The following is a 19,855-nucleotide window of genomic DNA, read 5'->3' as shown; positions in this document are numbered from 1 at the left end:
GCACAGGGGGTACGACGTCTCGGCAGAGGACGGGCCCAGAACACCGTGAGGAGCTCGGGGATGTACGCAGCAGTCCGACGGTACGAAGGGGTGACCGATCCGGCCGAGGCCGCACGTGTCGTGAAGGAGGGGTTCGTGCCGCTCATGCGCCAGGTCTCCGGCTTCGTGGCCTACTACTGGATCGACACCGGGGACGGAGTGATGGTCTCGACCAGCGTCTTCCAGGACCGGGCCGGTGCCGACGAATCGATCTCGAGGGCTGCGGACTTCGTGCGGGACAACCTCGCGTCGCTGCTCCCCGACCCTCCCCAGGTCATGGCCGGCGAGGTGGTGGCTTCCGCATGACGGCGTCCGGGCCGGACGCATGAGGTTGCGCGAGGCGTCCGCGCGCGTGCGGTGGGACCCCGAGCGCGACTAGCGCTCGATCCGCCGGCCCACCGGTCCCTGCGGCCAGGACCGGCCGGACCGGCCGCGACCCGGTACGCGGACGAGTGGATCACCGGCATCGAGGACGTCACCCCGCTCGCGGCGCGGCCGAGACGCACGCACTGGTCCGAACGGGTGAGCGGGAGCGGGCCGCCGCACTGCTGCCCGAGGAACGGCCCTGCCCCCTCGCCGACGAGGTGCTCGAGCACCTGCGGGCCTAGTCTGATCGCAGAGGGGGTTCGCCGGGCGCGGCGGACGAGCGGCGCCGGAAGTGCAGCGGAGGTCCGCATGAAACGTCTTGTCACAGTCGTCACCGGCGGCGGCCGGGGCATCGGCGCCGCGGTCTGCCGGCGGCTGGCGGCCGACGGGCACGACGTGGTGATCGGATACGTCAGCGACACCCGGGCCGCCGAGGCGGTCGCCGACGAGGTGCTGGAGGCCGGGGCACGCAGTGTCACCGTCCGGATGGACACCTCCGAGGAGGCGGACGTCGCACGGCTCTTCGCCACCGCCGAGGAACGGCTCGGACCGGTGACGGGCCTGGTCAACAACGCCGGCGTGACCGGACCGCTGGGCCGCCTCACCGACACGGACACCGCCGACCTGCGCCGGGTCGTGGAGGTCAACCTGCTCGGCACCCTGCTGTGCGCGCGCCGCGCCGCGCAGCTCATGGTGCCCCGGGGCAGCGGCGTGATAGTGAACATCTCGTCCGCGGCGGCCACGCTCGGCAGCCCCGGCGACTTCGTCCACTACGCGGCGACGAAGGCCGCCGTCGACACCCTGACCCTGGGGCTGGCCAAGGAGCTCGGTCCCGACGGCATCCGCGTCAACGCGGTCGCGCCCGGCATGATCGACACCGAGATGCACGAGGAGATGGGGGACCCGGAGCGGGCCGGGCGCGCCGCCGGGACGATCCCGCTGCGCCGGCCCGGCCGGGCCGAGGAGATCGCCGCGGCCGTCGCCTGGCTGATGTCGCCGGACGCCTCCTACGCCTCCGGCGCGGTGCTGCGGGTGTCGGGCGGGCGCTGAGAGGAGGTGCCGGCCCTCAGGCGGCCTCGATCACTCTGCCCCGGATGGCGGCGGCCCACTCGACCAGCAGCAGCTCGTACTCCGCTCGCTCCTGGGCGGACAGCGACCCGCCCGAGCGCAGCCAGAGCGCCCGGATCTGCTCGTTCAGTTCGGCGGCAGAGCGCACGGAACCAAGGGCCATGGAATCGGGGGACATGACCCCAAGCCTAGGGGCAAGCCCTGACGCTGCGCTACCGGACGGCTACGCGGACCGTATGGACTCGGTCACCCGCGAGCCACCGCCCGGCCGTCGCCCCGGTGCCTTGCCCCGGCACGCCCGCGCTCGATGGGCCCGGCGGCCGTCACGCCCGCGGACCGCAGCGGCCGAAAGGGCCGACGACAGGGCGGAGGCGGCGGCGCCCCGGCGCGGGCGACGACGGCCGGCGGCCTTGGTGCCGCCCGGGCCGCCGCGCCCGCCGTGGTCAGCGCGCGCGCAGGTGGTGGCGCTTGCGCCAGGCCACCACCGCGCCCGCCAGGGCCGGTACGGCGATACAGGCCATCGCGATCAGGAAGGCCGGGGAGGTGGGCGCGGCGGCCCGGGCGCCGGCGACGGCGTAGGCCGCGGTGTTCGGGACCGAGCCGAGCGCCGTCGCCAGCAGGAACGCCGGCCAGCCCATGCGGGAGACGGCGGCGCAGTAGTTCGCCGCCCAGAACGGCACCCCGGGAAACAGCCGGGCCGCGAGCATCGACCGGAACCCGTGCCGGCTGAGCTGCCCGTCCGCCGCCTTCAGCAGCCGGCCGCGCAGCAGCGGACGCAGCGCGTCCTGGCCCAGCACCCGGCCCAGCCCGAAGGCCACGCCGGCGCCAAGCACCGTTCCGGCCAGCGCGGTGGCGAGTCCGACCTGGGAGCCGAAGAGCGCGCCCGCGGCGAGGTTCAGCAGCGGCCGGGGCAGAAACGCCACCGTGCACAGCCCGTAGGCCACCGCGAAGGCCACCGCCGCGGCCGCGCCGCCGAGTTGTGGCGGCCAGCCGTGGGTGAGCAGTCTCTGTGGCTGGAAGAGCAGCACGGACGTACCGGCCGCCGCGAGCAGGACGAGCAGCAGCGACAGCCGCGACCAGGGGGAGAGCAGGGCTCTGACGCAGCGGGCGGCCAGGCCCGTGGGCCCGGCGAACGCGGCGGGGGCCGGCGCGCCGGAGGAAGGGGGAGGAGCCGGGACGCCCGTGGGGCCGGCGACGCCGTGCTCCGTGGCGGTGGCCCGGGGAGAGGCCGTGGCGGTGCCCCCAGAGCGGGTGGTGGCATCGAACATCTTGTGACACTAACCGACGGATATGTGTGATCGCCGTAGGGTTCGTCTCATGCTTGTCACAGGCCGCGGGTCCGCACCGCCGCCGAGGCGTCGTTCCTGACGTTCGGTCACCACTGGTGGACCGTCAGTCCCCGTGCGGCGAAAACCATTCGACGTGCCGCGGGGGGTCGGCGATGATCGACCCATGTTCCGGCACGCCTTCGTCCTCGCAGCATCCGCGGCAGCGGATGTTCCGAAGGCTGCCGTCCTCGTCTTCCCGGCCGCTGCCGACGGCGCCCGAAGCTGACCCTCCCCGGATCGCCCGGCGGACCCCGCAGGGGGAGGGTCGGTCGTCCCTCGGGGTCCCGCACCGGCTACGAGGCTTCGAGGTAGAGCCATGCCCAAGACGGCGTACGTACGCACCAAACCGCACCTGAACATCGGCACGATGGGCCACGTCGACCACGGCAAGACCACCCTGACCGCCGCCATCACCAAGGTCCTCGCCGAGCGCGGCACCGGCACGTTCGTGCCGTTCGACCGCATCGACCGCGCCCCGGAGGAGGCCGCGCGCGGCATCACCATCAACATCGCGCACGTCGAGTACGAGACCGACACCCGGCACTACGCGCACGTGGACATGCCCGGCCACGCCGACTACGTCAAGAACATGGTCACCGGGGCCGCGCAGCTGGACGGCGCGATCCTCGTCGTCTCCGCGCTCGACGGGATCATGCCGCAGACCGCCGAGCACGTGCTGCTCGCCCGGCAGGTGGGCGTGGACCACATCGTCGTCGCGCTCAACAAGGCCGACGCGGGCGACGAGGAGCTCGTCGACCTCGTCGAGCTGGAGGTCCGCGACCTGCTCAGCCGGCAGGGGTACGCCGGCGACTCGGTGCCGGTCGTCCGGGTCTCCGGACTGAAGGCGCTGGAGGGCGACCCGCGGTGGACCGCGTCGATCGAGGCGCTGCTCGACGCGGTGGACACCTACGTGCCCACGCCCGAGCGGTACCTGGACGCGCCGTTCCTCCTGCCGGTGGAGAACGTGCTCACCATCACCGGCCGCGGCACCGTCGTCACCGGCGCCGTCGAGCGCGGCACCGTCCGCGTCGGCGACCGGGTCGAGGTGCTGGGCGCGGCGGCGGAGACCGTGGTCACCGGCCTGGAGACCTTCGGCAAGCCCATGACCGAGGCGCAGGCCGGGGACAACGTGGCGCTGCTGCTGCGCGGCGTCCCGCGCGACGCGGTCCGCCGCGGCCACGTCGTCGCGGCGCCCGGCAGCGTGACGCCCCGGCGGCGCTTCACCGCCCGGGTGTACGTCCTGTCGGCGCGCGAGGGCGGCCGTACGACACCGGTGTCCACCGGTTACCGGCCGCAGTTCTACATCCGCACCGCCGACGTGGTCGGCGACGTCGACCTCGGCGACGTGGCGGTCGCCCGGCCCGGGGACACCGTCACGATCTCGGTGGAACTCGGGCGCGAGGTGCCCCTGGAGCCGGGGCTCGGCTTCGCCGTCCGCGAGGGCGGCCGGACCGTGGGCGCGGGGACCGTGACCACGGTCGAGTGACCGGACCGCCGCCGTGAGCGGGCGGGGGACGCGGAACCGGACCGGCGCGTTCCCCGCCCGCTCTTCCGGGGCGGGGACCGGCGTTCCCGACCGGGTGGGCACCGGCTTCCTCGCGTGGGTCCGGACCGGCGCGCCCGCTCTGGCGCGCACCGGCGCGTCCGGGGTCGGGCGGGAACGGCACAATGGACGGGTGACCGAGTCCGAGCCGATACCCGTGACCCGCGCCGTCGACCACGGGACGGCCAAGCTGATGCCCGACGTCGACCGCGCCCGGGCCTGGCTGCTGACCGTGGACGGCGCGCCGCAGTCCTACGTCGACCTGGACGAGCCCACCCACCTGGAGTTCGAGTACGCGCGCCGGCTCGGCCACGTCCTGGACGCGCTCGCGCGGCCGGGCCGCCCGCTGGACGTGCTGCACCTGGGCGGCGGCGCGCTCACCCTGCCCCGGTACGTCGCCGCGACCCGCCCCGGCTCGCGCCAGGACGTGGTCGAGGCCGACCGGGGCCTGCTCCGGCTCGTCGCGGAGCACCTCCCGATGCCGGACGACGCCGCGGTCGCGCTGCACCCCGCCGACGCCCGTACCTGGCTGGAGGCGGCCCCGGCGGACTCGGCGGACGTGGTGATAGCCGACGTCTTCGGCGGCTCCCGGATCCCGGCCCACCTGACGACCCTGGCCTACGCCCGGCAGGCCGAGCGCGTGCTGCGTCCCGACGGCGTCTACCTCGCCAACCTCGCCGACGCCGCGCCCTTCGCCTTCCTGCGCTCCCAACTCGCCACGTTCGCCGCGGTCTTCGGCGAGCTGGCACTCATCGCCGAGCCCGGCGTGCTGCGCGGCCGCCGTTTCGGCAACGCGGTGCTGGTCGCGGCGCACCGGCCCGTCGACACGGCCGGCCTGGCCCGGCTGACGGCCGCCGACGCCTTCCCCGCCCGCGTCGAACACGGCGCCGCGCTGCGGGAGTTCATCGGCGCCGCCACCCCGGTGCCGGACGAGGACGCCGTCCCCTCACCGGAGCCGCCGGGCGGGGCGTTCGGGATCGGCTGACCCCGCCCGCCCCCGCTTCCCCGCCGGACCGGCGGGTGACGGTCAGGCGGTGGGGTCGCCGTGCACCCGGACCGTGCCGAGGATCTTCCTGACGGTCGCGTCGGGTATCTCGTTCTTCACGCCCTTGGGCGCGTACAGGGTCCAGGAGACGAAGTCGCCCTTCGAGTTCTTGAAGGCGAAGGTGGTCGCCTTGCCGTCGCTGTCGCACTTGTGCTTCTTGGGCACGCCGGAGGTGTACGAGGTGGCGACGCTGCCCTTCACCCCCGACGCGGTGGTGTAGGGCTGGGCCTTGCCGACCTTCAGGTACTTCTTGGACGCGTCGTTCTGGTCGGTGTAACCGCCGAAGGCGAAGGCGGCGGCGTCCCCGCGGGCGATGCTCGCGGTGTCCTTCCCGCCGTTCTCGCCCTTGGTGCCGGCGGCCCCCAGCGACGACGACTCGACCCGCCCGTCCTTGTCGTCGTCCGACGTGCACCAGTTCTTCTGCAGGAAGGCAGGCGCGGAGAAGCCGATGTACGGCCCGCCGTCCTTCTTGTCCTCGAAGAAGGTGGACCAGCCCGGGGACGACACCTCCCAGTCGGCGGGCACGTCGAACGCGGTGCCGTGCTTCGGGTTGACGACGACCTTCCAGCCGGGGATCGTCGGCTTCTCGGTCTCGGCGCCGCGCGGGTTCTCCTCCGACGCGGAGGAGGAGGGGCTCGGGTTCTCGGACGCCGATGCCGAGGCCGAGGCGGACCGGCTCGCCGTGGGGTCGTCCTTGCCGCCGTCGGCCTTGTCGTCCTTCTTCCCGCCGAGCACGAGGAATCCGGTCACGCCCGCGGCCACGACCACGGCCGCCGCCGCGATGATCGCGACCAGCTTCGTCCGGTTGCCGCCTCCGTTCCCGCCGCTCGGCGGCTGCGGCCCGCCCACGGGGGCCGGGGTGCCCCACTGGGGCGTGGGCGGCTGGTGCTGCCCATAGGGGCCGGGCTGCTGGAAGCCGGGCTGCTGATAGGGATTCGGCTGCTGGTATCCCGGCTGCTGGTACGGGTTGTTCTGCGGGTTCTGCTCGCCCCCGGGCGGCTGCTGTCCTGGCCACATGGGCAGTAACCCTAGTGGCGCGGGGGCACGTTCCGGTCACCGGTCCTCGTCGGGGACGTACCGGAAAGGCGGCACGGGTGCGCGGTCCGCTCTGGTCAGCGCGACCTACTCGTGAGTAACATCAGCGTCATGAGCGCAGAACAGATGACGATCGGCGAAATGCTCGCCGCCACGGTGCCGATGGTCCGCACCCTGAAGCTGGAGTACCTGGAGACCACGCCCGAGCGGGCGGTGCTGGCCCTGCCGGACGAGGAGGACTACCGCAACCACGTCGGCGGGCCGCACGCCGGAGCGATGTTCACGCTCGGTGAGTCGGCCAGCGGCGCGGTCGTGCTCGCCGCCTTCGGCGACCAGCTCTCGCGGGCGGTGCCGCTGCCGGTGGACGCCCGGATCGCGTTCAAGAAGCTCGCCCTCGGCCCGGTCAAGGCCACCGCGACCCTCGGCCGCCCCATCGCGGACGTCGTCGCCGAGCTCGACGAGGGGCGGCGCCCCGAGTTCCCGGTCAGCGTGCTGATCGAGCGGCAGGACGGCGCGGTGACCAGCGAGATGACGGTGGTCTGGACCCTGCGTCCGAACAACTGAGGGGTGTCCGGGGGCCGGTGAGGTCGTGAGCCGGGTTCCCCGCCGTCCCCGGGGCGGGGACGCGGGGGCAAGGGCAAGGGACCGGACGGGCTTCCGCTCCCCGGCCGGCCGCCTCGGCACGCCGGGCCTCGTGTCCCCGCACGCCGGGTCCCGAGGGCCGGCGGCATCGGGCGGCCGCGCCGACGGCCTCCCCCTGCCCACGAGGGGATCGGCCGACCCCGGCGCCCTGCGCGGTGATCGGCCGCTCCGGTGTCTACGCGGCGATCCGCCGGTCCGAAGTCCGCTCGGCGTCGCCCGTCGTCGCCCGGACGAACTCCTTGAGCCAGGACAGGAATGCGGGCCCCAGGTCAGGGCGGTCGCAGGCCAGCCGGACGACCGAGCGCAGGTAGTCCGCCTTGTCGCCGGTGTCGTAGCGCAGCCCGTCGAACACGACGCCGTGCACCGTGCCGCCCGAGGCGAGTTCCTGGAGGGCGTCCGTCAGCTGGATCTCGCCGCCCCGGCCGGGAGGGGTGCGCTCCAGGACGCCGAACACGCCGGGGTCGAGGACGTAACGGCCGATCACCGCGTACGCGCTCGGCGCGTCCCCGGGCGACGGCTTCTCCACCAGCCCGGTGACGCGTACGACGCCCTCCTCCCCGGTCGGTTCGACGGCCGCGCAGCCGTAGAGGTGGATCTGCGCCGGGTCGACCTCCATCAGGGCGACCACGCTGCCCGCGCAGCGGTCGCGGACCTCCAGCATGCGGCTGAGCAGCGTCTCGCGCGGGTCGATGAGGTCGTCGCCGAGGAGGACGGCGAACGGCTGGTCGCCGACGTGGTGGCGGGCGCACCACACGGCGTGGCCGAGACCGAGCGGGTCGCGCTGGCGGATGTGGTGGATGGCGGCGAGGCGCGCCGGATCGCGCACGGCCTCCAGCCGCACGCTGTCCCCCTTGGCCGCCAGCGCCTGTTCCAGTTCGAAAGCCTGGTCGAAGTGGTCCTCGATCGCGCGCTTGTGCCGCCCGGTGACCATCAGTACGTCGTGGAGCCCGGCCGCCGCGGCCTCCTCGACCACGTACTGGATGGCCGGCTTGTCGACCACCGGCAGCATCTCCTTGGGCGTCGCCTTCGTCGCCGGCAGGAACCGGGTGCCGAGCCCGGCCGCCGGGATCACGGCCTTGCGGACGGCGCCGGCCGCACGCGCGGTGGGGGAGGCCGCACGGGCGGTACGGGAGGCGGTACGGGCGGTACGGGCCGGGGCGGGCGCGGTCCCGGACGAGGACGCGAGCGCGGAGGAGGGCCAGGGAGCGGGTGCGGAGCCGGAGTCGATCATGCGGTCATGCTGACCCACGGGGATGAGAGCGAGCCCGGAGGAACATGGGAGCGCGCTGTGGGCGGTCCGGAGGCGGTGACGCCTCGGGCCCGTGGCCGAAGCGCGGCCCCGGCCCCGCCCGACGCCCGCGGCACCGGCGGGCCGAACCGGTAGGCTTCGTCGGAGGGCGCGTCCGCGCGGCGCTCCCGGGAACGCATGGACGAAACGGGGAGGAACCGGCGGTGCACGTCCAGGAGTGGCTCGACACGGTACCCGCGGCCGCCGTCTACGCCGTGGTGGCCCTCGTCATCGGTCTGGAGAGCCTCGGCATCCCGCTGCCCGGCGAGATCATCCTGGTCTCCGCCGCGCTGATGTCCTCCCAGCACACCGGCATCAATCCCGTCGTGCTCGGCGCCTGCGCGGTCGTCGGCGCGGTCGTCGGCGACTCCATCGGCTACGCCATCGGACGCAAGGGCGGCAGGCCGCTGCTCGCCTGGCTGGGGAAGAAGTTCCCCAGGCACTTCAGCGAGGGCCATGTCGCCACCGCCGAACGGTCCTTCGAGAAGTGGGGCATGTGGGCGGTGTTCTTCGGCCGCTTCGTCGCCCTGCTGCGCATCTTCGCCGGCCCGCTGGCGGGCGTGCTGCACATGCCGTACTGGAAGTTCCTGACCGCCAACGTGCTCGGCGGCATCTGCTGGGCGGGCGGCACCACGGCCGTCATCTACTACGTCGGCGTCGTCGCCGAGTCCTGGCTGAAGAAGTTCTCCTGGCTCGGCCTGGTCGTGGCCGTGCTCATCGGCCTGGTCTCCATGCTGGTGCTCCGGCGCAAGGCGAAGAAGGCCCAGGCCGACCGCCAGGAGTCCGACGCGCCCGAGCCGGTGCCCGCCGGGGAGTGAGACCCGGGCCCGCCCGGCGGCGACCGTGGGGGGCGGGAGCCGTACCGCAGGTCCCGGAACCGGTGGCGCAGATCCTGGAACGTCCGTTCCCGATGCGCGGACCGGCGCCACGGAGCCCGGGCGGGTTCCGTGGCGTGGTGAAGGCCGGGGCCTGGAGCGGGCGCCTCGCGGCGGACGGGAGCCGCGCGCCCGGCCCCCCGCGGCGAACGCCCGGTGCCCGCGTCACCCCGGGACGGCCCCGGAACACCCCTCGGAGCGGTCCCTACTTCTCGTGCACCTCGCGGTGCGCCACCGCCAGCTCCGCGTACATCGTGCCGTTCAGCGTGATCCCCTGACGCTCCTCCTCCGTCAGCTCCCGCCGCACCTTCGCGGGCACGCCGGCCACCAGCGACCCCGGCGGGACCCGCATCCCCTGCGGCACCAGCGCCTGCGCGGCCACCAGCGACCCGGCGCCGATCACCGCGCCGTTCAGCACCGTCGCGCCCATCCCGATCAGGCAGTCGTCCTCGACCGTGGCGCCGTGCACCACGGCGTTGTGCCCGATGGAGACCCGCTCGCCCACCACGACCGGGAAGCCCGGGTCGGCGTGCAGCGTGCAGTTGTCCTGGACGTTGCTGCTCGCGCCGACGGCGATCCGCTCGACGTCGCCGCGCAGCACGGCGCCGTACCAGACGCCGGCGCCCGCGCCCAGCGACACGTCGCCGACCACCGTGGCCGTCGGCGCCACGAACGCCTGCTCGTCCACCCGCGGTTCGCGCCCGCCGATGCCCGTGATCAGCGCCTTGTGCGTCATGCTCGTCCTGCCTTCCACTGCTTTTCCGGGGCCACGGTCTCCCGGAACCGTACGTCATCCGGTGGGGTGAAGATCACAGGTGCCCGACCGCTCGGGCGCGATGCGGGCTGAGTACGGTGAGCGGGTGCCCAAGCCCCAGAACACGTTCTCGTCCCGGCGCCGCCGCCTCGCGCAGCGCGCCGTCCACGCGGCCTGGGCCTGGGTGCAGCGCACGGCTTCGGTCTCGGCCGAGCACCCGGGGCGGTTCCGCTTCGGCGCCCTGGGGGAGGGGACGCGGCTGGCCTTCCCGCTCGGCACCGTCTTCGGCGAGCCCTGGATCCGCCTGGGCGCGTACTGCATCATCGGCGAGCAGGTCACGCTGACCGCGGGCCTCATGCCGGACCTGGACCTCGGCCCGGATCCCATCCTGCGCATCGGCGACGGAGTCGTCCTCGGCCGGGGCAGCCACGTCATCGCGGACACGACGGTGACCATCGGCAGCGACTGCTACTTCGGGCCGTACGTCTACGTCACCTCGACCAACCACTCGTACGACGACCCGCACCAGCCCATCGGCAGGCAGTGGCCGCGGATGGAGCCGGTGGAGATCGGTCCCGGGTGCTGGATCGGCACCGGCGCGGTGATCCTGCCCGGCGCGCGGATCGGCCGGAACGTGGTGGTCGCCGCCGGTGCGGTGGTGCGCGGCGAGGTGCCCGACCACGCCGTCGTCGCGGGGGCGCCCGCCCGGGTCGTACGGCGCTGGACGCCCGCCGAGGGCTGGCAGCCGCCGCTGCGGACCCCGGCGCCGGTGCCGGTGCCGGACGGTGTCACCCCCGAACAGCTGGCGGCCCTCGCCGGCCTGGACGACGAGAGCGTGGCCCGGCTGGCCGAACTGGACGACGGGGACGCCGTCGGTCGCGACCGGCCGGACCCCGGCCGCCCCGGGGACGGCCGGCAGCCGGTCCGTCCGTCCCTCGCCGAGGTCGACGCGGAGGGCTGAACCCGCCGGGTCGGCGACGTGCCGCCGGGCGGGCGACACGGGCGCGCGCGGAACGCTCGCGCCGGTAGCCGCTCAGCCCGTCGCGAGCAGCAGAGTGCCCAGCAGGGCCAGGCCCGCTCCCGCCGCCTGGACGGCACGCAGCCGTTCACGGAGGAAGCCGCGGGCGGCCAGCGCCGTCACCACCGGGTAGAGCGAGGCGAGCACGGCGGCGACGGTGACCGGCCCGTGCTGGGCGGCCACCGCGTAGGTGCCGTTGGCCGCGACGTCGGCGAGACCGACGAAGGCGAGCGCCGGCAGCTCGGCCCACGGGAACCCGCCCTCCGGCAGCACCGCGCCGCCCCGCCGCCGGGACGCGCCCAGCGCCACCCCGCCCACCACCACGTTGGTCACGCGCTGCACGAACAGCGCGAGGAAGAGCCCCGTGACGGTGGTCGACGCCTCGGCGATCAGGGCGAACACCGCGCCGAAGCCGAGGGCCGCGACCAGCGTCAGCCCGATCGTCCGCCGCTGCACGGCCGCGCCCCCCAGCCGCGGGCCGCCCGCGAGCACGACCCCGCCGACGGCGACCGCGATGCCCGCGACCTGGAGCAGGCCCGGCCGTTCGCCGAGCGCCAGGCCGACGCCGACGGGGACGGCCACGCTCAGTGTGGCGAGCGGGGACACCACGCCCATCGGGCCGAGCGCGAGCGCCTTGTAGAAGGCGAGCATCGCCACCGGTCCGGCCAGGCCCGCCGCCACCGCGAACCACAGGCGCGGGCCGGCCTCGCTCCAGCCGCCGGTGGCCACCACGACGACGCCCAGGACCAGGGCCGCGATCGACTGGGAGACCACGACGACCGTCAGGGCGGAGTGGCGCCGCGTGAGCAGCCCGCCGCCGAAGTCGGCCAGACCCCACAGGAGGCTGGTGGCCAGGGCGAAGAATGCTGTCACGGGACGCCTCGCAGTACAGTTCGGTGAACGATCGGGTGCACCCCACCGTAGTTCAATACAGTGAACTCTGTCATCCAGAATATTGGACGGAATGTGTCGGATCTCGACCTGCTGACCCAGTCCCTGGCGCGCAACGTCAAACGCTGGCGCACCGAGCGCGGCTTCACCCTCGACACGCTCGCCGCCCGCGCGGGAGTCAGCCGCGGCATGCTCATCCAGATCGAGCAGGCGCGCACCAACCCCAGTCTCGGCACCGTCGTCAAGATCGGCGACGCGCTCGGCGTCAGCATCACCACCCTGCTCGACTACGAACAGGGCCCCAAGGTGCGCGTGGTCCCCGCCGACCAGGCGGTGCGGCTCTGGCACACCGACGCCGGAAGCTACAACCGGCTCCTCGCGGGCGCCGAGGCGCCGGGCCCGCTGGAGATGTGGGAGTGGCGGCTGATGCCCGGCGAGGGCAGCCCCTCCGACCCGCACCCGGGCGGAACGGTCGAACTGGTCCACGTCACCGCGGGTGAACTGACGCTCACCGTCGACGGGGTGGACCACCGGGTGCCCGAGGGCGCGAGCGCGTCCTTCGAGGCGGACACCCCGCACACCTACGCCAACACCGGTGAGGCGCCCATGGACATGATCATGGCGGTCTCCGTCCCGCCCGTGCGCTGAGACGCCGCGGCGGGCGGACCCGCGCGGCTGTTAGCGTGCCCGCATGCGCGCACCCATCGGAGACTTCCAGCAGGCCGCCGCCGCCCCCGACTGCCTGGACGTGCTGATCCGCCCGGTCGCCGACGCCGTACGCCACTGGCGCGGCGGCGTTCCCGCCGACCAGATCGTCTACGTCGACACCGACCCGCGGTGGGCGGACACCGCCACCTTCGTCGAGCACTACGGCCGCGATCTGCTGGAGCGGTCCGCGAACTGCGTGGTGGTGTCCGGCAAGCGCGGCGGGGAGAGCCGGCTGGCCGCCTGCCTGGTGCTGTCCACCACCCGCGTGGACGTCAACGGCGTGGTCCGCCGCCGACTCGACGCCCGCAAGGCCTCGTTCGCGCCGATGGAGGTGGCCACGGGGGAGACCGGCATGGAGTACGGAGGCATCACCCCGATCGGCCTCCCCGCCGACTGGCCCGTGCTGGTCGACTCCGCCGTGGTCGACCTGCCGTACGTCCTGGTCGGCAGTGGCCGGCGGCGCGGCAAGCTCCTGGTGCCCGGCAAGGCGTTCGCGGAACTGCCGGGCGCCGTGGTCCTGGACGGCCTCGGCACCTGACCTCCCGGGAGGCGCCGCGAACGAGGGGTGATCCGCCGGAGAGGGGCTAGCCCAGCCGGGGGATCTCGATCGCCGGGCAGCGGTCCATGACCATGTCGAGACCGGCCGCGCGGGTGCGCTCCCAGGCGGCCTCGTCGACCACGTCCAGCTGGAACCAGACCGCCTCGGCGCCCTTGGCGACCGCCTCGTCGGCGACCCGGCCGGCCAGCTCGCTGTTGACGAAGACGTCGACCACGTCCACGTCGAAGGGGATGTCGGCGAGGGAGGCGTAGCCCTGCTCGCCGTGCACGGTCTCCGCCTTGGGGTGGACCGGGACCACCCGCTTGCCGAACCGCTGGAGCACCTCGGCCACGCCGTAGGCGGCACGGTTCCGGTTGGACGACAGGCCCACCACGGCCCACGTGTCACCGAGTTCGGTCAGGATCTTCCGGATCGTCGCCGCATCGCCGTACACCGCAGGTCTCTCCTCGCGTCTGGGGGGAACGATTGCCCTCCGGCCAACAGCGAGCACGGCCGGGCGATTCCCCCGGGCCGCCGCGGGCTCCTTCCCGGGCCGGCCGGACGAGCTCCCTCCCGCCGGACGACCTTTCTCGGGCGGGCCGGCCGACTCCGCTCGGGCCGGCCGGTCGGGCGGCGGGCGAGCGGAGTCAGCCGGCCGCGCGGCTGCGCCGCACTGACCGGAATGTGCGCCACTCGCCTGCGGGCCGCCCCCCGGCCGCCTACGCTCGGGCCGTGCTGCGCATCATCGACGCCCGAACCGGCGAGCCCGTGACCGCCGCCCCCGCCCGCCGCGGCCTGACCCGGGTCGAGGCGCACGCCTCCGGGTACGACGCCTCCGGGCTGCGGGTGCTCCTGGTCGCCGACCTCATCGTGCGCGCCCTGGAACTGGGCGGTACGCCGGTGTGGTCGCTGCTGACCGGTGCCCGCGAGCAGGCGGAGCTCCGCGCGGGGGCCGCGGCCCTCGGCATCCGGCCCTTCGAGGACAGCCGTGACCTCGGCGCGGCGCTGGGCGAGGCGCAGGTCGTCCATGTGGCCGGGGAGGGCCGGGGTCCGGGAGCCGGTCCGGGGAACGACGGGACGGTCTGGGTCGCCGTCGCCCCCGTCGAAGCCGCCGTGCCCGCCGCGCCGGCGGCCGACGACGACCCGGCCGTCCGGCGGCTCGCCCTGCTCGCCCGCCCCCGCAGCCGGCCCGTACGGCTGGACACGCGGGCGCTGGACGAGGCCCGCGGCACCCTGGCGCGCTGGCGTCACGCGGTCGCCGGGTGGGCGGACCGGCCGTCCCGCCCGATACCCGAGGACGTGCGCGGCCGGCTGCGCGGCGCCTGGGAGGACGACCTGGACGTGCCGGCGGCGCTGCGGGTGCTGGAGTGGGCCGGGACCCGCCCGGACCTCCCGGACGGCGCCCGCTTCGAGACCTACGCGCACGCCGACCGGCTGCTCGGCCTGGACCTCACCCGGGACGTGGGACGCACGCCGTGACCGCCCGCGCGGCAGCCGGCCCGGACCGCGGCCGCGCCCGACGGCCCCGCGGGGCTGTCGCACCGGACGGCGCGCGCCCCCGAGCCCGGGGCCCCCGCACCGGACCGCGCGCCCCCCGAACCCGAGGTCCCCGCACCGGACGGCGCGCGCACCTGCGGTCCGGGCCCCGAGGCGGTCCGCATAGGCTGGCCGGATGCAGGACGAGTACCGCACGGTCGCCCACGCGGGTGTGCACGAGATCGAGATCAACCGCTCCCGCTTCCTGTGCGCCCTCGCCCCGGCGGCCACCGAGCAGGAGGCCCAGGACTTCGTCGCGGCCGTCCGCAAGGAGCACGCCGACGCCACGCACAACTGCTGGGCCTACGTCATCGGCGCCGACGCGGGCGTCCAGAAGGCCAGTGACGACGGCGAACCCGGCGGCACCGCCGGCGTGCCCATGCTCCAGATGCTGCTGCGCCGCGACATGCGCTACGTCGTCGCCGTCGTCACCCGTTACTACGGCGGGGTCAAGCTCGGCGCGGGCGGTCTCATCCGGGCCTACGGCGGCGCGGTCGGCGAGGCCCTGGACGCGCTGGGGACCCTGACGCGCAGGCGGTTCCGCCTCGCCACGGTGACCGTCGACCACCAGCGGGCCGGCAAGGTGCAGAACGACCTGAGGGCGACCGGGCGCGAGGTCCGGGACGTGCGCTACGGCGAGTCGGTCGTCATCGAGATCGGCCTGCCGGACGCCGACGTCGACGCATTCCGCGCGTGGCTGGCGGACGCCACCGCGGGGACCGCCGGTTTCGAGCTGGGCGGGGAGGCGTACGGCGACGCGTGAAAACTCACGCGACGTAACGGGCATTCAGTGCTGAAACGGGGCACTTCGTCTCGCTTGTGGCGGGGGATGCGGAAACAACCGCCCGTGTTGTCGGACCGGGCCGTTAGTCTTCGAAAATCATGAGGCTGCTCCACACTTCCGACTGGCATCTGGGCCGGGCGTTCCACCGGGTGAACATGCTCGACGCCCAGGCCGGGTTCATCGGCCACCTCGTGGCGACCGTGCGCGAGCGCGACGTCGACGCCGTGGTCGTGTCGGGAGACGTGTACGACCGTGCCGTGCCCCCGCTGGCCGCCGTCGAACTGTTCGACGACGCCCTGCACCGCCTCGCCGACCTCGGCGTGCCCACCGTGATGATCTCCGGCAACCACGACTCCGCCCGCCGGCTCGGCGTCGGCGCGCGGCTGATCGACCGCGCGGGCATCCATCTGCGCACCGAGCCGGCGGCGTGCGGAACGCCCGTCGTGCTGCGCGACGCCCACGGCGACGTGGCCTTCTACGGCCTGCCCTACCTCGAACCGGCCCTCGTCAAGGACGAGTTCGGAGTCGGTACGGCCGCCCACGAGGCGGTGCTCGCCGCCGCCATGGACCGGGTGCGCGCCGACCTCGCGGCCCGCGCGCACGGCACCCGCTCGGTCGTCCTCTCGCACGCCTTCGTCACCGGCGGCGAACCCAGCGACAGCGAGCGGGACATCACCGTCGGCGGGGTGGCCGCCGTCCCCGCCGGCGTGTTCGACGGCGTCGACTACGCGGCCCTGGGCCATCTGCACGGCTGCCAGACCATCACCGAGCGTGTGCGCTACTCCGGCTCCCCGCTGCCGTACTCCTTCTCCGAGGCCGAGCACCGCAAGAGCATGTGGCTCGTCGACCTGGACGCCGACGGCTCGGTCACCGCCGAGCGCGTCGACTGCCCGGTCCCGCGCGCGCTGGCCCGGATCCGGGGCACGCTGGAGGACCTGCTCGCCGACCCGGACCTCGCCCGGCACCAGGAGTCGTGGGTCGAGGCGACCCTCACCGACCCGGTCCGCCCCGCCGACCCGATGGCCCGCCTCACCGAGCGCTTCCCCCACACCCTCAGCCTGGTCTTCGACCCCGAGCGCGCCCCCGACGACCCGGACGTGTCCTACGCCCGCCGGCTCGCCGGCCGCGGCGACCAGGAGATCGCGGAGGACTTCGTGGCCCATGTGCGTGGCGCCGGGCCCGACGCCCACGAACAGGCGGTGCTGCGCGAGGCGTTCGACGCCGTCCGCGTGGACGGGGCGGAGCACGAGGTGACGCGGTGAGCGAGGGCACGTACGCCCTGGCACAGGGCCGCGGTGCGGCGCGGGCGGCGCGCCGGCGCGACGAGCGGGACGAGGGGGAGACGCGGTGAGGCTGCACCGGCTGGAGATGACCGCCTTCGGGCCCTTCGGGGACAGCCAGGTGGTCGACTTCGACGCGCTGTCGGCCGCCGGACTGTTCCTGCTGCACGGGCCGACGGGCGCCGGCAAGACGTCCGTGCTCGACGCGGTCTGCTACGCCCTGTACGGCTCCGTGCCCGGCGCCCGGCAGAGCGGGCAGGGGAGCACCCTGCGCAGCGACCACGCCGCCGCCGGCACCCGCACCGCGGTCACCCTCGACCTGACCGTCGCCGGCCGCAGGCTGGAGATCACCCGCCGGCCGCCCTGGGAGCGCCCGAAACGGCGCGGCAGCGGGACGACCGTCGACAAGGCGCAGAGCACGCTGCGCGCGTACGACGCGGCGGCGGGCGCCTGGAAGGACCTCAGCCGCTCCCACCAGGAGATCGGCGAGGAGATCACCCAACTCCTCGGCATGAGCCGCGAGCAGTTCTGCCAGGTCGTGCTGCTGCCCCAGGGCGACTTCGCCCGCTTCCTGCGCGCCGACGCCGAGGCCCGCGGCAAGCTGCTCGGCCGGTTGTTCGACACCCGTCGCTTCGCCGAGGTCGAGAAGCGCCTCGCCGAACGCCGGCGCGCCACCGAGGCCCAGGTGCGCGAGGGTGACGCCGCGCTGCTCGCCGACGCGCACCGGATGCAGCAGGCCGCCGGCGACGCCATGGAACTGCCGGACCTCGCTCCCGGTGAGCCCGGTCTCGCCGAGGCGGTGCTGACCGCGGCGGCCGTCGCCCGCAGCACCGCCCGCGACCGGCTCACCGTCGCCCACTGCCGTCTCACGGCCGCCGAGGCCGCGCAGCGCGCCGCCGAACAGGACCTGGACGACGTACGCGAACTGGCCAGGCTGCAGAGGAGGTTCGCCGAAGCGCGCGAACGCGCCGCACGCCTGGAGGAACGCGCCGGCGCCCACCGGGAGACACGGGCGCGGATGGAACGCGGGCGCAAGGCCGAGACCGTGGCGCCCGCGCTGGAACTGCGGGCCGCCGCCGACGCCGGACACCGGCGGGCGGCCGCCGCCGACGCCCACGCGCGTGCCCGGCTGCCGGAGCGCTTCGCCGACGCCGGCGCGGCCGGACTCGCCGCCGCCGCCCGCCGCGCCGCCGAGGAACTGGGCTCACTGGAGTCGGCCCGCCGCGCCGAACGGCGCCTGGCCGGCCTCCTCGACGAACGCGCCGACGCCGACCGGCAGGAGCGCGCCGACACGGAGGCGCTCCAGGAGGCCGAGAGCTGGCTCGCCGACTGGGAGAGCACCCGTACGGCGCTGCGGAGCCGGATCGAGACCGCGCAGGAGGCGGCCGGCCGGGCCGAACAGCTCGCCGTACGGCGCGAGCCCGCCCAGGCGCGGCTCAGAGCCGCCCGTGACCGGGACCGGCTGACCGAGGAGACCGGCCGGGCACGGCAGCGCGCCCTCGCCTCCGGCGGGAAGTCCCTGGAACTGAAGGAGCACTGGCTCCGGCTCAAGGAGGAGCGGCTGACCGGCATCGCCGCGGAACTCGCCGCGAACCTCGCCGACGGCACACCCTGCGCCGTGTGCGGCGCCACCGAGCATCCCGCGCCCGCCCGCAAGGTCGCCGGACACGTCGACCGCGAGACCGAGGAGCGTGCCCTCGCCGACCACCAGGCAGCCGAGCGACAGCACGCCGAGGACGAGCGCCGCCTCGCCGCCCTGAGCGCGGAGCTGGCCGCCGCCACCGCCGAGGCGGGCGACACCCCCGCCGACCGGCTCGCCGCCGAGGCGGAGGAGCTGGACCGGCGGCTCGCACAGGACCGGCGGGCCGCCTCGGCGCTGCACCAGGCCGAGACGGAGCTGCGCGCCGCCGAACAGGAGCGCGAACGCCGCCTCGACGACCGCAGGCGGATCGAGCTCCACGCGGCCTCCCGGCTGGCCCGCCGCGAGGACCTGGACCGGCAGCGGACGGCCCTGGAGGCGGAGATCGCCGAGGCCCGCGGCACCGCCGCCACCGTCGCCGCGCGGGCCGCGCAACTCGAACGCCGGGCCGCGCTGCTCACCGACGCCGCCGACGCCGCGCGCGCCGCCGAGGAGAGCGCCGAGCGGCTCAAGGAAGCCGACGGACGGCTCGCCGAGGCCGCCTTCCGGGCCGGCTTCGACACGCCGGGGGAGGCCGCCGGAGCGCTCCTCGACGACAGCGCCCACCGCGAGCTCCAGCACCGCCTGGACACCTGGCAGGCGGAGGAGGCCGCCGTGCGGGCGGTGCTCGCCGAGAGCGACACCGTCGCCGCCGCGCGACGACCGCCCGCCGACCTCCCCGCGGCGGAGGCGGCCACCGCGCGAGCGGGCCGGCGGCTGCGGGAGGCCGCCTCCGCGCGGGACGCCGCGGCCCGCCGCTGCGGCGAGCTCGACCGGCTCTCCGCGCGCGCGGCGACCGGCGTCCGGCGTCTGGCGCCGCTGCGCGAGGAGTACGACCGCGTGGCCCGGCTCGCCGCCCTCACCGCGGGCACCTCCGCCGACAACGAGCGCCGGATGCGCCTGGAGTCCTACGTCCTGGCGGCCCGCCTGGAACAGGTGGCCGCCGCCGCCACCGTACGGCTGCGGCGCATGTCGTCCGGCCGCTACACCCTCGTCCACTCCGACGACCGCGCCGGCCGCGGCCGCAGCGGCCTGGGGCTGCACGTCGTCGACGCCTGGACCGGCCGGGAACGGGACACGGCGACCCTGTCCGGCGGCGAGACGTTCTTCGCCTCCCTCGCGCTCGCCCTCGGTCTCGCCGACGTGGTCACCGACGAGGCGGGCGGGGTCCGGCTGGACACCCTCTTCATCGACGAGGGGTTCGGCAGCCTCGACGACCAGACCCTCGACGAGGTCCTGGACGTGCTCGACTCGCTGCGCGAACGCGACCGCAGCGTGGGCATCGTCAGTCATGTGCCCGATCTGCGGCGGCGCGTCCACGCGCAGCTGGAGATAGTGAAGGGCCGGTCGGGGTCGACGGTGCGGCAGCGCGGAACCGCCTGACCGAGCCGGCGCCGGGCGCCGCCCCCTCTTCCCGGCCCTCTCCGGGCCCTTCGCCG

Annotated in this window: 20 protein-coding genes; 13 read left to right on the top strand and 7 right to left on the bottom strand. The window is 75.1% G+C overall.

Annotated elements, in window-relative coordinates:
* The first annotated feature begins 60 nt into the window (after positions 1 to 60).
* Both ACH5A8_RS16185 and ACH5A8_RS16180 read left to right on the top strand, forming a co-directional pair.
* The gene (locus ACH5A8_RS16185; RefSeq protein ID WP_399002288.1) at positions 61 to 345 is read left to right on the top strand and encodes a hypothetical protein; all 285 of its coding nucleotides are present in this window, start codon (positions 61 to 63) and stop codon (positions 343 to 345) included.
* Between the two features lie 369 nt (positions 346 to 714).
* On the top strand, positions 715 to 1,455 hold the full coding sequence (locus tag ACH5A8_RS16180; protein WP_399002286.1) for an SDR family NAD(P)-dependent oxidoreductase: 741 nt from the start codon (positions 715 to 717) through the stop codon (positions 1,453 to 1,455).
* A gap of 16 nt (positions 1,456 to 1,471) precedes the next feature.
* Here ACH5A8_RS16180 and ACH5A8_RS16175 read toward each other — a convergent pair whose 3' ends face one another.
* Positions 1,472 to 1,651, bottom strand: coding sequence for a hypothetical protein (locus tag ACH5A8_RS16175; RefSeq protein WP_399002284.1), 180 nt, complete (start codon positions 1,649 to 1,651; stop codon positions 1,472 to 1,474).
* A gap of 265 nt (positions 1,652 to 1,916) precedes the next feature.
* Positions 1,917 to 2,741 carry a TVP38/TMEM64 family protein gene (locus ACH5A8_RS16170; RefSeq protein ID WP_399002282.1) on the bottom strand — a complete coding sequence of 275 codons (825 nt, stop codon included), beginning with the start codon at positions 2,739 to 2,741 and terminating at the stop codon, positions 1,917 to 1,919.
* A 376-nt stretch (positions 2,742 to 3,117) separates the two neighbouring features.
* On the opposite strand from ACH5A8_RS16170, the gene tuf reads away from it, so the two are divergent.
* A complete protein-coding gene (gene tuf / locus ACH5A8_RS16165; protein WP_399002280.1) occupies positions 3,118 to 4,287 on the top strand; it encodes an elongation factor Tu in 1,170 nt (389 codons plus the stop codon).
* 250 nt (positions 4,288 to 4,537) lie between these two features.
* Positions 4,538 to 5,329 (top strand): spermidine synthase, encoded by a 792-nt coding sequence (locus ACH5A8_RS16160; protein WP_399002423.1) that lies wholly within the window; start codon positions 4,538 to 4,540, stop codon positions 5,327 to 5,329.
* A 42-nt stretch (positions 5,330 to 5,371) separates the two neighbouring features.
* Here the strand turns inward: ACH5A8_RS16160 and ACH5A8_RS16155 are convergent, their stop codons facing one another.
* A complete protein-coding gene (locus tag ACH5A8_RS16155) occupies positions 5,372 to 6,406 on the bottom strand; it encodes a hypothetical protein (protein ID WP_399002278.1) in 1,035 nt (344 codons plus the stop codon).
* A gap of 144 nt (positions 6,407 to 6,550) precedes the next feature.
* On the opposite strand from ACH5A8_RS16155, the gene ACH5A8_RS16150 reads away from it, so the two are divergent.
* Positions 6,551 to 6,988: a DUF4442 domain-containing protein gene (locus ACH5A8_RS16150; RefSeq protein WP_399002421.1), complete on the top strand. Its 438-nt coding sequence runs from the start codon at positions 6,551 to 6,553 to the stop codon at positions 6,986 to 6,988.
* Between the two features lie 253 nt (positions 6,989 to 7,241).
* Here ACH5A8_RS16150 and galU read toward each other — a convergent pair whose 3' ends face one another.
* Positions 7,242 to 8,297: a UTP--glucose-1-phosphate uridylyltransferase GalU gene (gene galU, locus ACH5A8_RS16145; RefSeq protein WP_399002276.1), complete on the bottom strand. Its 1,056-nt coding sequence runs from the start codon at positions 8,295 to 8,297 to the stop codon at positions 7,242 to 7,244.
* A gap of 221 nt (positions 8,298 to 8,518) precedes the next feature.
* Between galU and ACH5A8_RS16140 the strand changes: the two genes are divergently transcribed.
* Positions 8,519 to 9,172, top strand: a complete 654-nt coding sequence (locus ACH5A8_RS16140; RefSeq protein ID WP_399002274.1) for a DedA family protein — start codon at positions 8,519 to 8,521, stop codon at positions 9,170 to 9,172.
* 262 nt (positions 9,173 to 9,434) lie between these two features.
* Here the strand turns inward: ACH5A8_RS16140 and ACH5A8_RS16135 are convergent, their stop codons facing one another.
* Positions 9,435 to 9,965 (bottom strand): gamma carbonic anhydrase family protein, encoded by a 531-nt coding sequence (locus ACH5A8_RS16135; protein ID WP_399002272.1) that lies wholly within the window; start codon positions 9,963 to 9,965, stop codon positions 9,435 to 9,437.
* Between the two features lie 124 nt (positions 9,966 to 10,089).
* Between ACH5A8_RS16135 and ACH5A8_RS16130 the strand changes: the two genes are divergently transcribed.
* The gene (locus ACH5A8_RS16130) at positions 10,090 to 10,944 is read left to right on the top strand and encodes an acyltransferase (RefSeq protein WP_399002270.1); all 855 of its coding nucleotides are present in this window, start codon (positions 10,090 to 10,092) and stop codon (positions 10,942 to 10,944) included.
* A gap of 72 nt (positions 10,945 to 11,016) precedes the next feature.
* Here ACH5A8_RS16130 and ACH5A8_RS16125 read toward each other — a convergent pair whose 3' ends face one another.
* On the bottom strand, positions 11,017 to 11,874 hold the full coding sequence (locus ACH5A8_RS16125) for an EamA family transporter (protein WP_399002268.1): 858 nt from the start codon (positions 11,872 to 11,874) through the stop codon (positions 11,017 to 11,019).
* A 93-nt stretch (positions 11,875 to 11,967) separates the two neighbouring features.
* On the opposite strand from ACH5A8_RS16125, the gene ACH5A8_RS16120 reads away from it, so the two are divergent.
* Both ACH5A8_RS16120 and ACH5A8_RS16115 read left to right on the top strand, forming a co-directional pair.
* The gene (locus tag ACH5A8_RS16120; protein WP_399002266.1) at positions 11,968 to 12,540 is read left to right on the top strand and encodes a helix-turn-helix domain-containing protein; all 573 of its coding nucleotides are present in this window, start codon (positions 11,968 to 11,970) and stop codon (positions 12,538 to 12,540) included.
* A gap of 43 nt (positions 12,541 to 12,583) precedes the next feature.
* The gene (locus ACH5A8_RS16115; RefSeq protein WP_399002264.1) at positions 12,584 to 13,138 is read left to right on the top strand and encodes a YbaK/EbsC family protein; all 555 of its coding nucleotides are present in this window, start codon (positions 12,584 to 12,586) and stop codon (positions 13,136 to 13,138) included.
* 46 nt (positions 13,139 to 13,184) lie between these two features.
* Here the strand turns inward: ACH5A8_RS16115 and ACH5A8_RS16110 are convergent, their stop codons facing one another.
* On the bottom strand, positions 13,185 to 13,592 hold the full coding sequence (locus ACH5A8_RS16110; RefSeq protein WP_399002262.1) for a CoA-binding protein: 408 nt from the start codon (positions 13,590 to 13,592) through the stop codon (positions 13,185 to 13,187).
* 278 nt (positions 13,593 to 13,870) lie between these two features.
* On the opposite strand from ACH5A8_RS16110, the gene ACH5A8_RS16105 reads away from it, so the two are divergent.
* From ACH5A8_RS16105 to ACH5A8_RS16090, 4 genes are all read left to right on the top strand, one after another.
* Complete coding sequence (locus ACH5A8_RS16105; protein ID WP_399002260.1) at positions 13,871 to 14,617, top strand: hypothetical protein; 747 nt, start codon at positions 13,871 to 13,873, stop codon at positions 14,615 to 14,617.
* Between the two features lie 193 nt (positions 14,618 to 14,810).
* On the top strand, positions 14,811 to 15,437 hold the full coding sequence (locus ACH5A8_RS16100) for a YigZ family protein (protein WP_399002258.1): 627 nt from the start codon (positions 14,811 to 14,813) through the stop codon (positions 15,435 to 15,437).
* 119 nt (positions 15,438 to 15,556) lie between these two features.
* Positions 15,557 to 16,720, top strand: coding sequence for an exonuclease SbcCD subunit D (locus ACH5A8_RS16095; protein ID WP_399002256.1), 1,164 nt, complete (start codon positions 15,557 to 15,559; stop codon positions 16,718 to 16,720).
* An 85-nt stretch (positions 16,721 to 16,805) separates the two neighbouring features.
* Positions 16,806 to 19,799, top strand: a complete 2,994-nt coding sequence (locus ACH5A8_RS16090; RefSeq protein ID WP_399002254.1) for an AAA family ATPase — start codon at positions 16,806 to 16,808, stop codon at positions 19,797 to 19,799.
* Positions 19,800 to 19,855 lie beyond the last annotated feature (56 nt).

It is taken from the genome of Streptomyces sp. NPDC018610 (genome assembly GCF_044391765.1).
Lineage (GTDB): Bacteria > Actinomycetota > Actinomycetes > Streptomycetales > Streptomycetaceae > Streptomyces.
The sequence above is the reverse complement of the archived record's forward strand: the minus strand, read 5'-3'. Positions and strand labels throughout refer to the sequence as shown.